Annotated in this window: 16 protein-coding genes; 2 read left to right on the plus strand and 14 right to left on the minus strand. The window is 27.2% G+C overall.

Features of this window, described 5'->3' with window-relative positions; genetic code table 11:
• The first annotated feature begins 75 nt into the window (after nt 1–75).
• Complete coding sequence (locus tag KQI42_RS00405) at nt 76–1,098, plus strand: alpha-hydroxy-acid oxidizing protein (protein WP_216515663.1); 1,023 nt, start codon at nt 76–78, stop codon at nt 1,096–1,098.
• Between the two features lie 196 nt (nt 1,099–1,294).
• Entirely contained in the window at nt 1,295–2,194 is a 900-nt protein-coding gene (locus KQI42_RS00410; protein ID WP_216515665.1) for a DUF2935 domain-containing protein, read from the plus strand.
• Nucleotides 2,195–2,425: 231 nt separating this feature from the next.
• Here the strand turns inward: KQI42_RS00410 and KQI42_RS00415 are convergent, their stop codons facing one another.
• From KQI42_RS00415 to KQI42_RS00475, 14 genes are all read right to left on the minus strand, one after another.
• Complete coding sequence (locus tag KQI42_RS00415; RefSeq protein WP_216515667.1) at nt 2,426–3,052, minus strand: hypothetical protein; 627 nt, start codon at nt 3,050–3,052, stop codon at nt 2,426–2,428.
• Nucleotides 3,015–4,169: an ABC transporter permease gene (locus KQI42_RS00420; RefSeq protein WP_216515668.1), complete on the minus strand. Its 1,155-nt coding sequence runs from the start codon at nt 4,167–4,169 to the stop codon at nt 3,015–3,017. The genes KQI42_RS00415 and KQI42_RS00420 overlap by 38 nt, the downstream gene beginning before the upstream one ends.
• Before the next feature lie 7 nt (nt 4,170–4,176).
• A complete protein-coding gene (locus KQI42_RS00425; protein WP_216515669.1) occupies nt 4,177–5,031 on the minus strand; it encodes an ABC transporter ATP-binding protein in 855 nt (284 codons plus the stop codon).
• Complete coding sequence (locus tag KQI42_RS00430; protein ID WP_216515670.1) at nt 5,021–5,326, minus strand: hypothetical protein; 306 nt, start codon at nt 5,324–5,326, stop codon at nt 5,021–5,023. The genes KQI42_RS00425 and KQI42_RS00430 overlap by 11 nt, the downstream gene beginning before the upstream one ends.
• A 21-nt stretch (nt 5,327–5,347) precedes the next feature.
• Nucleotides 5,348–5,860: an RNA polymerase sigma factor gene (locus tag KQI42_RS00435; protein WP_216515671.1), complete on the minus strand. Its 513-nt coding sequence runs from the start codon at nt 5,858–5,860 to the stop codon at nt 5,348–5,350.
• A 51-nt stretch (nt 5,861–5,911) separates the two neighbouring features.
• On the minus strand, nt 5,912–6,655 hold the full coding sequence (locus tag KQI42_RS00440; protein ID WP_216515672.1) for a hypothetical protein: 744 nt from the start codon (nt 6,653–6,655) through the stop codon (nt 5,912–5,914).
• Nucleotides 6,648–8,825: a M1 family aminopeptidase gene (locus KQI42_RS00445; protein WP_216515674.1), complete on the minus strand. Its 2,178-nt coding sequence runs from the start codon at nt 8,823–8,825 to the stop codon at nt 6,648–6,650. Before KQI42_RS00445 ends, KQI42_RS00440 begins: the two co-directional genes overlap by 8 nt.
• Nucleotides 8,812–9,711, minus strand: coding sequence for an ABC transporter ATP-binding protein (locus KQI42_RS00450; protein ID WP_216515676.1), 900 nt, complete (start codon nt 9,709–9,711; stop codon nt 8,812–8,814). Before KQI42_RS00450 ends, KQI42_RS00445 begins: the two co-directional genes overlap by 14 nt.
• 130 nt (nt 9,712–9,841) lie before the next feature.
• Nucleotides 9,842–10,135 (minus strand): ATP-binding cassette domain-containing protein, encoded by a 294-nt coding sequence (locus KQI42_RS00455; RefSeq protein ID WP_216515678.1) that lies wholly within the window; start codon nt 10,133–10,135, stop codon nt 9,842–9,844.
• Between the two features lie 182 nt (nt 10,136–10,317).
• Nucleotides 10,318–10,458, minus strand: coding sequence for a hypothetical protein (locus KQI42_RS20775; protein ID WP_246565982.1), 141 nt, complete (start codon nt 10,456–10,458; stop codon nt 10,318–10,320).
• 27 nt (nt 10,459–10,485) lie between these two features.
• Entirely contained in the window at nt 10,486–11,022 is a 537-nt protein-coding gene (locus KQI42_RS00460) for a hypothetical protein (RefSeq protein WP_246565983.1), read from the minus strand.
• Between the two features lie 130 nt (nt 11,023–11,152).
• The gene (locus KQI42_RS00465; RefSeq protein ID WP_216515680.1) at nt 11,153–11,581 is read right to left on the minus strand and encodes a hypothetical protein; all 429 of its coding nucleotides are present in this window, start codon (nt 11,579–11,581) and stop codon (nt 11,153–11,155) included.
• Nucleotides 11,582–11,708: 127 nt separating this feature from the next.
• A complete protein-coding gene (locus tag KQI42_RS00470; protein WP_216515683.1) occupies nt 11,709–11,954 on the minus strand; it encodes a Blp family class II bacteriocin in 246 nt (81 codons plus the stop codon).
• 509 nt (nt 11,955–12,463) lie between these two features.
• A complete protein-coding gene (locus tag KQI42_RS00475) occupies nt 12,464–13,603 on the minus strand; it encodes a TolC family protein (protein ID WP_216515685.1) in 1,140 nt (379 codons plus the stop codon).
• Between the last annotated feature and the right edge of the window lie 42 nt (nt 13,604–13,645).

Below are 13,645 nucleotides of genomic sequence, written 5' to 3' on the forward strand. Positions count from 1 at the left end.
TAAATTGCCACTATTCTCTTGTATAATGGAATAAGTATGGTTATATAAAAGAAAAATGATAGAGGTGCAAATAAAATGAACTTAAAGGAAGTCAAAAATGTAGCTAGAGAAAAGATGAAAGGTTATTGCAGAGTATGCCCAGTATGTAATGGAATAGCTTGTGCAGGAGAAGTTCCTGGTATGGGTGGTTCCTTAACGGGATCTAGTTTTAAGAGTAATGTAGAAGATTTAAGTAAGGTTAAATTAAAATTAAAGACTATTCATAATGCAAAGAATCCAGATTTGACCTTTGATTTTTTCAATACAAAATTAGATATTCCTATAATTGCTGCTCCAATAACTGGCAGTGCCTTTAATATGGGTGGTGCATTAACTGAGGAAGAATATATAGATAGTGCAGTAAACGGAAGTTTAGATGCTGGTACTATAGCTATGATAGGAGATTCTGCCGATCCAACTCTATATGAAAGCGGACTTGAAGCTCTTAAAAAAGTAAATGGAAAAGGTGTAGCTATTCTTAAACCTAAAGAAAATGAAGTTGTTATTGAATCCATAAAAAAAGCAGAGGAAACAAAAACTATTGCTGTAGGAATGGATATTGACGGTGCCGGACTAATTACAATGGCTTTAAAAGGTACTCCCGTTGGTCCAAAAACTGTAGAAGAGTTAAAAGAAATTATTTCTTCTACTAATTTACCTTTTATATTAAAAGGTGTAATGACAAAAGAAGAAGCTCTTTTAGCAGTAGAAGTCGGGGCAAAAGCCATAGTTGTCTCAAATCATGGTGGCAGAATATTAGACCATTGCCAATCTACAGCAAAGGTACTGCCTGAAATAAGTAAGTCTGTTAAAGGCAAGATTATGGTTCTTGTAGACGGTGGAATCCGTTCAGGAGTAGATGTATTTAAGATGATTGCTTTAGGAGCAGACGCTGTTTTAGTAGGCAGACCTATAATTTTTGGCGCTTTTGGCGGATATAAGGAAGGAGTTTCATTAATAATTGAAGACATGAAGAACCAACTACTTCAAGCCATGATATTGACTGGTGCTAAAGATTTATCATCTATAGATGAGTCTATGATTTCCATTGAATGGTAAAGATTTCCATTATTGCATTTTAGATTAATGAGTATATCACTATAAAAAATCTGACGGAGAAAATTCTCCGTCAGATTTTTTAATTATCACTTATATATTTTTTAATAACAAATAAAATTTTAACTAGAAAACAATCATAAATTCATATTTATTTAATATTATATATTAGATACTACTGTCAAGAGGGGGAATTGTTTTGTTGTCTAGAAAAGACTTTATAAAGATGTCTCTAGAAGTAAACTTATTTTTTCAAAGGATAATGAAAGAACATATGATATTTATGGAAACTGCTTTTCCAGTAATAGATAGTGAATATATAATAGACGCTAATCAGTTAAAAAGAAGCTTTGAAGAGTTGCTAAGCGAAACAGTTATTTTTGCCAATGGTGCAGTAAGTAATAAAGTTTTAAAATCAGATGAGATAGTGACGCGTTTTACTTTAAGAGCTGAACAAATTACTCAAAATCTTTCAGGTTCCTGTATAAACACTAATATAACTTTAGCTGAGCTTAAATTAACATCAGATCCCAAATTTGACTATACTGAATGGTTAGAATCAAAAGTTTACAGCATTAATGAAAGAGCTATAAATTTAGTAAAAGAAGTTATAAATTTTAAAGAAGACGTCTTAAGTCGTGTATTAGATTGTAAGATGTTTACTTATCTTTATCCACTTCTTATTGATCATATTTTAAGAGAAGCAAGGCTCTATTTAGAAACACTAAAATCTCTTCAAAAGAAAACTATTCCAAATGATAACATTATTGAAGATACAGACTTTTGGAATGTAATTATGAAAGAGCATGCTTTATTTATAAGGGGATTATTAGATCCAACTGAAGATAAGCTTATAAAAACTGCAAATGATTTTGCCGAATTATTTAAGAAAATCATTGAAGAATCAATTAAAGATAATGAAAAAAATATTGTTGAGAAAAGTTTAAAAGCAACTCTAGGTATAAAGGATTTTAAAGCAGCTGGAACTGAAGGTCTAATCCAGTGTAAGATTAGGTCCATTATGGTTCCTCTTCTTGGGGATCATGTTTTAAGAGAGGCTAACCATTATATAAGATTATTAAATTCTTTCAGAAAATAGTGAGTCGAGGAAAATTCTTCGACTCACTTAATATTTTTTTACAACTACAAAGAAATTTCACCTTATCAACTTAAATGAAAGTTGAGAACTTTACTCCTTTTTTTATCATTACATCATTACTTTCATATTTACTATATCTTCCCATCTAGTGCTAATTATTTTACTAATTCACTCTTCATTCTTTTCTATTAATTATATCAGATAACCATTTTTTAAATGTATCCTATTTATTTAACTTTCTTTTTCTATAATCCAAAGACATAGACCTATAAGAATTATGGCTATAAAAAACAGTTTGATTTTACTTGTATAGTTTTCCTTCATCATTCCGAATAAATAAAAACTCTTTGTAAACCTTCCTTTTGAAAACATTTCAAAGAAATAATAGAGAAATGGAATTAGGACACCAACAGATATTTGCTTAGTTATATAGGCTGATATCATTCCAATAGTTCCTAGGTAAAAGGAAGTTACATAGCTTCCAAATAGAATAGTAACAATCTTAAAATCTACTCCAATAAATTTTAATGGAATAAATGCAATAACTAATACTAAAAGTAATTGTATTGATATAATAACAATTCTATAAAGAACAGTTTTCCAATAAGAATATATCTTTGAATAAACTATTTCATCTACTCCATACTCATGCTCAATTAAAGCAATTCTAACAAATATAGCTATTCCAAGAGGGGATAGAAGTTGTTCTCCAATAAAGATTACACCATCTTCTGATAGGCTGATTTTATCGACCATTAAATAAATAGCTCCTATATATACTAGAGCTAAAGCTATAATATTAAATGAAACTATTCTTATATTATTGTAAAATACCTTTTTTTCCAACTTTAAATCCACTATTTATATTCCCTCTCTTTCTCTCCCATATTTTTATAGCTAAAAATAACAATACTAAAGAAAATATAATAAATAGAGTTCTATTTAAATATATATCCTTAATAAGAGGCTGAAATTGAGAGTAAGAAACAGCTCTATTAAACCTTATAAAATATTTTGTAGGCTGAACTCCTTCTGGTGTTAGTGGAGTCATACTGTACATCCAGTAAAAAAACTGAGCTATAATAGGGACTATCCCATTATCAAATATAAGTTGAAGTACATAACTTAAAGAAGTTACAAACATAATAGTAGGGAAAATCCATAGTATAGAATATTTAAAAAATGCTGTATAAGAAATAGGATCTCCTGTTACCTTTGAAAAATCATGAAACATCCATGTTGCATGACCTGCTACTAAAAATACTATTAAAATTGCAGCTGTTATATCTCCTAAATATTTTCCTATAATATATTTATAGGATGAAACTCTAGTAGTATATATAAGCTCATTAGTATTGTATCTTCTGTCTTTTATAAGAGTAAAAGCAGTTATAAATACAGTAAAAAAACTTATAGCAATTCCTATATAATCTGCAAAGAGTCTTCCATAGGCATTAGTCACCTTATCTTCTTTAAGTATAGCATTATATAGCTCTATATCTTCATCATAATATCTACTACGAATAATAGACGAAAAATTATTTTCATTACTATATACCGTATTTCCACCTAAAGCTTTATCTACTTTATCTATAAATACATCATATTCATCATTAGTTTGAAAACTTATACTTTCCATTTCTTTTATTGTTTCTTTTAGAAATTGCATTTGTTCTTCGTTTATTTTTTCATAGAACATATTTATTCCCTTAATTCTTAGAGTATCACCTGAATCATAATCAGCCTTCATAGTATTATAGGCATATTCAATATGATCTTCTAATGTAACTCCCTTTATAACTAAATCATTAGCAACACTATATTTAAACCTAGGAGGCATGGGCTTTATACCATCTCTTTTTATATCTCCTATAAATTGAGTATAATAAAACAGGAATATAGATACTATTAGAATCAATATACTTAGACTTTTAGTTTGTTCCTTTATTTGCTTTAAAAATATTTTTCTAAACACTCTATTCCTACACCTCCTTTATAAGTTTCATATATGCATCTTCTAAAGTTGGAGAAATATTAATAGCATTTAGAGAGGGTTTCTCCTTTGATAATATTCTTAAGGAAATTTTATCCTCATCTATTATGGATGAAATAACATTGTACTTGTCCATAAATTGATGAAATTCTTCTACATCCGCAGTTAGATTCCATACATATCCATCAGCGTTTTTTATTACATCTTTTACTGTTCCATTATAAATAACCTTTCCTTTATTGAGAATAGAAAGACTTTTACAACTTAAAGCAATATCTTCAACAATATGGGTTGATAATAGTACAGTTTTTGTCTTTCCAAATTCAGAAAGCATATTCCTAACCCTTATTCTTTCCTCTGGATCAAGACCTGCCGTAGGCTCATCTACAATCAATACTTCTGGATCTCCTACTATTGCTACAGCAATACCTAGTCTTCTTTTCATTCCTCCTGAAAGTGCCTTTGTCTTTACCTTCCATAAGTCTTGTAGATGTACCATTTCTAATCTATCTAATATTTCTCTTCTATTTAATCTTATATTGGATAGAGAAGCAAAGTAATCTAGTGTTTCATAAACCGTGAAATTTGGATAAAAGGAAAATTCTTGTGGAAGATATCCTATTATCTTTCGTATTTCCTCTTTATTTTCCACTCTTATACTATCATAATAGACTTCTCCAGATGTCTTAGGTAATAATGTGGATAAAATTCTAATAAGAGTTGTCTTTCCAGCTCCATTAGGTCCTAAAAGCCCATGTATCCCTTCATCAAAGGTAAGATTTATATTTTCTAAAGCTCTATAAGATTCATAGTCTTTTATCAATTCTCTAATTTCAATTTTCACAGTAAATCCTCCTTTTAGTTTCTTTGATACTCCAATATTCATATACTTGAGCTCCTAATAAAAATGCTGGTACACATATACTTAACCATTCCATACTTAATCCTAATATAAAGTATAGTATCAAGCTTATAAAAGCTAAACTTCCAAATATTAAGCAAAATAGCCTTATTTCTATCTTTCTTAATATTCTTTTGTTTTGTTTTATTTTTTCTAATTGATATCTATCATACTCCTGTATTCTTACTTTTCTCCATACTTCATTTAAATATTGCCGATTATCTTCACAAGGTCTCATAAATTCTGCCTCCTTTTAATTTCATTTTTCAGCATATAAGGCTTTTAATTTTTTTCTTGCCCTAAAAATAGTGATCTTCACTTTAGCTAAACTCATTTCCAACACCTCTGAAATCTCCTTATAAGACATTTGCTGAAATGCATATAAATAAAGTATGTTTTTTTGATTTTCATCTAATTTATTAAAACTCTTCATAAAATTTTCTTCTTTTTCTTTGTTTATAACAATTTCTTCAGGAGAAATAGTGGAAGAAGTATCATAATTGGTGTAAATATTTCTATTATTTTTTCTAATGTAATCTACAGACTTATTGTGTATAATAGAGAATAAATAAGATTTCAATGTACTATAATTTTTCAGTCTTTCTCTATATACATAAAAGATGGCAAAACTATCTTGAACAATATCTTCCGCTGCATAATAATCTTTGAGTATATTCAATGCAAAGTTCACAGCTTCTTTTCTATATTTAAGAACAAATTCTTCAAAAGCCTCTTCATTTCCATCCTTTAATAATTGTAACTGTTCATCCACTTTTTCACCTCCTGTATTTCTATATTTTTAATTGTATAAGCAAATCCCATTTTATTCTTTTTCAGTTTTTATACATGTATATATTAAAAATAAAATACCTAAAGATATAAATGTAAGTCTGCTATAAATAAAAGAGTTTGGTATATTTAGAGACATGACTTCCTTCTCTCTTCCAAAAAGCTCTGCAAACGTGGATATTTTTAAAAAATGGGCTCCAAATATATCTAACCATTGTGGCAAAATATTTGTTGTATCTATAGTCCCTAATAAAAAAGTAATAGGAATTAATCCATATAATAATTTTATATTTATTTTTCCCAAAGTCATACTTAATCCTAAAAAGAATATAAAAGAAGGTATAAAAAACAATGCAATAGGTCTTATGAATGTTGAAAATTCATTATAATTGAATAGAACTTTATAATATATAAAACTCATAATAATAGGAATCAATGCTGTTATTATAAACATGACTATTATAGAAGTAGATTTTAATAGATAATACTTACCTTGGGATATTGGTGCTGAAAACAATATTTTTCTTGCTCTTAACTCTTTTTCATTAAAAATATTAGTCATCATAAATATCATAACACTTATTACTAAAGGTGAAGTTAATTGAATAAAAAAGGTATAACTCCATTCTGAAAATGGAGCAGTCCCATAATATCCCCCTGTTATCAATCTAGTTAGTGAATCATAAGTCAATGCCATTACTAAGAAAATCATATAAAAATATTTCTTTGACATTATAATTTTTTTAATCTCATACTTTAATAAATTAATATTATTCAATTTCTATATCCTCCTTGGAAAGATTCATTTCTCTTAGAAACGCCTCATAAGTTAAATCTTTAGATAGATACTTTTTATATACTTTTTCTAGTTCATTTAAAAATCCTTTTTCTCCTAAAATTTCTTCTCCCTTTAATAACTTAATAGGCATTAAATAATATAGTTCACTCTGAATCTTTTCCATTTCTAGAGATTTCCTATATTTCTCGTTCACTTTGTCCAACATTTCACTATTGTTTATATAGTAATAATTTTTTAATTCTCTTACACGATTTTCCCATCTACTTAGCTCCATATTTGATACCATATCTCCAAATTCATTTTGTATATATTTATAGGAAAAATATTGAGCAAGTCCTTCACTCGACCAAGGACTACTCTCAACTACATTAACTCCTGTCCCCCACCACTGATGTGCCATTTCATGAGCTATAAGACTTATATCCTTTACAAAAATATCTGTCTTCATGCTTATGTCCATAGGCTCAATCTTCCCATTATCATCTATTAATGAGTACATATCTTTATCACGATTTAACATATTCTCAGAAATAGTTATAACATTCTCTGATGAATGTCCTCCTCGCTTATACAAAGCAACCTCGGCAATCTTTAAAGGATACGTTTCAGAATAATACTCTCCAATATTTTCAGTATAATATTTCATTATATTTTTTATATGTTCTTCTATCTTCATACTTTCTACATATTCTTCATGTTTAGGAGAATAATAAAACTCTACAGTCATGTTTTGAAAGGTAAACTCAGACTTTTTATATTTACCTCCAAAGGCTCCTATATCTGCAGTATGGGATTCATATTCAAACATCCATTTTCTCGTACCACCTTTTGTTTCTACATCTATAAGTTTTCCTGGCGTTACCATTGTTAAATAATCTGGTGCAGAATAATATCCCGAAATATTTATATAATCTCCTTCTTTAACTAAAGGCCTAAAAATCCAGTTGGAATTTTCAAGTAGATAAATACTATTTTTAGAAATATATCCCGGCATCCCTCTACCCACACCATTTTTATCCGATTTTATTTTTCCTCCATAGGAAATAGTTATTTCTACTTTTTCTATATTAGGTACAGGCACTTCAATGGTACTTTCATCCTTCGTCTTTTTATATTCTATTTCTTTCCCATTAACTTTTATAAAGTCTATTTTTAATCCTTCATTTATATTAAATTTAATTAAATTTGAACCTTTATTTATAAAACTATATGAAACCTCACCGCTCATTTCTCTTTTTTTATTATTAAATATAATTTTAGGATTAAGACCATTTAAATAAACTTTTTCATCAATAATGGTTTCAGAATTTCTCATTAATTCCATAGTATAAGGTTCTTTTATATAAATGAATCCACTTCCCAATATGGCAGCTATAACTAGTAATACCAGTACTTTACTTTTTACATTGGTTAGAAATGAATTTCTTAGATTAAATCCATATCTTCTCTTAAACAACAGACCTAAACAAAATATTGAAATACAAATAAAAATCCATAATATCCTATTATAAATAATGGTATGTCCTATTGGTTCAAATCCTACAAAATCTGAAACAATATCTATATTTGTCTGCACCCATGTAAGTAAATAATTATGAGAAGTTAAACTTTTAATAAAAATTACTCCTAAAGTTATAAAACTTATGTCTAAACTATTGGTTAATAAATATAATCCACTTACTATTAATGTAGAAAATAAAAGAGACGGAAAAAGTACTATCCAATAATTAAATAAATAATAAGAAATATTAATTGGAATAGTATATAAAGACTTTTGTATAGCAATTACCACTATCATTCCAATTAAAGTCGCCACGATTTCATAAAAAACTATGGCTAAAATTCTAATCATCATTAAATTATAATAATTTATATTAGATTCTATAATTCCTTTACTTCTCTTTCTCATGTCCTTATCCAAAGTTAAAACGGTAAACAAGCCAAACAATAAAGAACAAATTGAAGCTCCAAATTTTGCTGAACCAAAAGAAATCGTTGAAGAAGATTCTCTTATATAAAACAAATCAAAATCATTGGACATGTTTATGGAATTAATACCTATAGTCATAATGATACAGGAAGCCATAATTAAGAATATAATAATCTTAGATTTAAACATGAATTTAATTTCATTCTTAAACAAAGACATATTTATCTTCTCCCCCCTCCAACATACAGTATATATAAGCATCTTCTAAGGAAGGAACTACTTTTTCAAAAGATGAAGATAAGTTTCTAGATACTACTCTATATCTAGTACCAGTAGGAGTTATAACGGTAGAAGTGATCTTAAATTCTCCTTTTAGTTCTCTTTCTAAAAACTTTTCTTTATTATTTCCTGTAACTTCTATAACTCCAACATGGTCTATAGCTTTTTTTACCAGTTCGCTAGGTTCCCCTATAAAAAGTACTTTTCCTTTATTTATAACAATAATTAGATTACATATAGATTCTACATCTTCAATAATATGCGTAGATAGTATAACTATTTTATCAATGGAGTCTTCTGAAAAAAGATTTCTAAATTTTATCCTTTCTTCAGGATCAAGTCCTACTGTAGGCTCATCAACTATAAGTAATTCTGGACTATTTAGTATTGCCTGGGCAATTCCAACTCTTTGTTTTTGTCCTCCAGAAAGAGTTTTTATTTTAATCCTGCTCTTTTCTTCAAGATTAGTCGTTATTAAAACTCTTTTTATTACTTCTTTTCTATTTCTTTTTATTCCTTTTAAAGAAGCCATATAGTCTAAATACTCCTCTACTCTTAATTCTTCATATAATCCAAAGTCTTGGGGTAAATACCCTAACCTCTCTTTTAAATATTTTTCTCTCTTACTTAATGAAATTCCGTCTATCAAAACATCTCCTTCTGTAGGTATGAGTTGTCCTACTAAAATTTTCATTAATGTACTTTTCCCAGCTCCATTTGGACCTATAAGTCCAATCATAGCTGGGGTATTTATAGTTAAATTAATATTGTTTAAAGCTTTTATATCCTTATATTTCTTGCTAAGATTTTGTATTCTTATTTCCATTTCATCACCCTCCAATATCTATTCGGAAAAAAGAATAAAAAGTTACAAAAAAGTTCAAGATTAAAATATTTTTAACACTTTAACCCTGAACTTTTTGATTTTGATTTAGATCTATATATCCTAATAGTTTTTACACTACTTTCTCTTTTGACTGCATTGGATAAACATCATCCAATTTTTCTCTAATAACATCTTTTAAGTGATGCGTAATAAAAATAACACACAAATCTTCTGCTAATACTAAGTTTTTTTCAATTTCTACTGCATTTTCATCATCTAATGCTGATGTACCTTCATCCATAATAATAAATTTAACTTGACGTATAATTGCTCTTGCTAAAGCCAAGCGTTGTTTTTGACCACCAGATAAATTCTTACCATTTTCTTCGATTATTGTATCTGAATCTTGTGCTGAAACTCCCACAGCTAAAGCAGTGGGGTTCTTAGGTACTGTATAGATTTCTTTAATACTCTCACTATATATCTAATATAGCTACAACATACTAAAACTACCTATATTCCCTAAAACTTTCACTATCAAGCAGCTCTATAACCACATTAGCGATAGTATAACACCCGTTTCAAGACGCTTTTGTATTTATACTTTTATATTCCTATGCTATTTATTAATTTATCGTTACTACTTTTAATTCTTTCTATTTCCTTGTTATGCAATTCTTTAAAACTGTCAAATGTTTCAATACACAAATCTCTATCTATCTCTTTTAAATTATCCTTAACATTCATTATTAAAAATACACTATATAAATCTCTTTATATTTTATATTCTCCAAAATCATTCCATCTTTCATTTAAATCTTTTTTAATATATTTATCTTCTATATGATTATATTGACTAGCTTTTATTGAATGAGTATCTATTTTTAACAATTCTTCATTATGCCATTTTAGCTTATTATCCAATATAGTTAAAAGCATACTTGGTGCTTTGTTTGCTAAACTCTTACCGAATCTTTTCTTTTTGTTATATCTGCCAGTCTTTTCATTTATAGTCGTTTCTTTTGTTCTTGCCCGAAGTCCTCTATAATTCATATTCTCAATATATATTTCACTACCTAAACTTAATATATAATTTGCTAGTTTTTCATGACTTTGTTTTCTTTGTATTTCTCTTAGTTTATTTCTAGTTCCAATATATCTATTAGATTTAATCCATTTATCCCTATTTCCACGTTTAATAGTACCATCTTCATTATATTTATTAGAATTATTGGCTCGTCTTTGTCTATCTAATTTTCTTATCTGAAGAAGTGGGGTTTCCACCCTATTATTGTAATTTTTAACTAGCACAACGAGTTAAGTTAAATATATTACATCCCATTATATTTTCTTTTACTTTCTCAACAAATACCTCTTGTTCCATAGATAATTCTTTTGAAACTTTGGTCATCAGCTTTCCTAAAAATTGTAATAGTCATAGTTATTTCTTTACTTTAATATTCCAATTTGTTCTTGTATAAACATATATACTAGTAACAATAGTTGAAAAAATCAAAGAAAATATTATTAAAACTATTATCCTTTGAAAACTCATAGTTTTATCTCTACCTATGTAATTTACATATGTAGATGAGACAAACCATAGGGAAAAAGAAGAAATAAATGTATAAATCTTAATCTTATTAAATTCATCTTTATCTTTATTTTTTAGTATTTTATAAGTTATCATTGTAATTAAAGGAACTAAAGATAATACACCTATTGTTTTTACTGAATCCATATAGTTCATCTTAAATCCATATATATATATTACACTTAATAGAATTAATACTATTAAATGTCCAATGATATCTCTATAATAAATTTTTTTGAAACTTTCTATCTTATCAGTATTATTAACTTTCTTCATAATAATTCCTCCATTTATAGAAGGTATTATCAAAAATTAAGATAATATTTTTGATAATACCTTTTTAGTAAAAATAATCTTATTAAGAAAATTTACTTTCTCTTAATCTTCATGTTTTGAATAATATCTATGGCAATGCATCCAATATCTTAGTTCCAGAATAACTTAAACCTCCACCAATTATAGCACCTGCAGCACCCCCAATAATTGTTCCTACTGGACCGGCTACTGAACCCATTGCCCCTACTGTTTTAGCTCCTGAAATAGCACCACTTATTGTACTAACAGCTGTACTTATTTTACCACCTCCATCTAATAGTATTGCTTCATCCATTGTGATTTCTTGAAAATCATTTGTTAAAGCTAACTCCATATTAAATCCCCCTTTTATTATTTTTATATTAAACCTTACGGTTCAATTCATTTAATATTTTTAAAGCTCATAATAATATACACATATATAAAAATAAAGAATTATTTTCTTAACTAATTACTGCAATAAAACTTAGATTTAAATCTAAATATACTTGGATTACTAAAATATTTGATATTTACAATTACGCTATATCTATTATTTATAATATAATTATTTATCAATTCTAGTTAGCTATTTAACTTACTAATATATTCTTAAAGCTTTACATTTAGTTTATTCTCTATTCTAATCTTACTCTTGAATTCATAATGATTATTAATATCTATTTAATTTTTTATTAGCTATCAAACTTCTACATCTAATATATTTTCACCATTAACTATCCCACTTGAATATATACTAGTTAATTAAAATTTATACCTAAGACTAATAATATTATCAGTTCAAAACTTTTTCATACTAAAATAGTTAGCATAATTTAACTTATCCTTTGAATATGTTTATTTTCATTCAAAACTCTGTCCTAAAATCCCTTTTGTAATTATTTCATCATATATAAAAAGGTCACAGTATAACTTATAATATTCGAACTCTATATTTTCTTTTTCCATTGAAAGCTTGTATACATCAATTAGCGGAATTTTCCCTTTTTTATATTGCTTAGATAAATCCAAATATTTTTTATTGTATACATCTAAGGCTTTACCTTTGGCATGCAGAGTATCAAATATATAGTTATATTGATTAACTACTTGAAATGCATATACTTTTATTTGATTTTTTGATTTTTCCAAATCAAGGTTTAATGATTTTATTTTTAATTCTATTTGTTGAACTAATGTGTCTTCTGGACCATAAAGATTAATTAAATCAATTAAATATTTTTCATATGCATCTATTGAATTTTTTATCATAGTAGTCTCGTTATTCCTATTAGCAAGTTTTGCTTGAACTATATTTCTATCATAGCTAGATTTTTTATGTTCATATTCAAATACAATACTAAAGTCATCTTTAATACCTGTTTCTAATTTTATATCAGCTAATATTTGTTCATTAATATTATTATAATAATTGATTTCTGAAGATATAGACTCAATTTGAGTTTTTAAATCATCTATAGTTGTTTTAGTCGTATAACCTCTATTAAATTTAATTATTTCTATGTCTAATAAACTCTTTAAATATTTTTTTGTTGCATTGCTATAAGCAATTCTTTTATCATTTATGAGTAAGGATAGGCATTTTTTCTTGAATTCAAGCTCTGCGATATCTTTTGAGTCATTTATTAATTCTTCTTTATTTTCCTTATAATATTTAGAATTATTTTTTTTTAGTTCTAGCTCTATTCTTTGTATAAAATCTTCATCTTTCAATATATCAAGCTGTTGTAAATATATATCGTAATTCAATGCTTCTAATTCATAATTAATGTCTATCTGCTGATAATTACTACTATTTCTCTTAAAAGATTCCACCAGCTCACCTAAAGTTTTTTTAGACGTTGTTCTTTCAGCATATATACTATGATGACCTTGACCAAATTCATGGTCTCTATATTCAACATTATTAATTCCAAAGCACGGTATGCTTTTAAATATCATAGGTATGATTAATAAAAAACAAAATAATTGTCTTTTCTTCATAATTAAGCTCCTTAACTGGTATCCTAACGCATAAAATGTCTA

It is taken from the genome of Tissierella simiarum (assembly GCF_018917865.1).
Lineage (GTDB): Bacteria > Bacillota > Clostridia > Tissierellales > Tissierellaceae > Tissierella_C > Tissierella_C simiarum.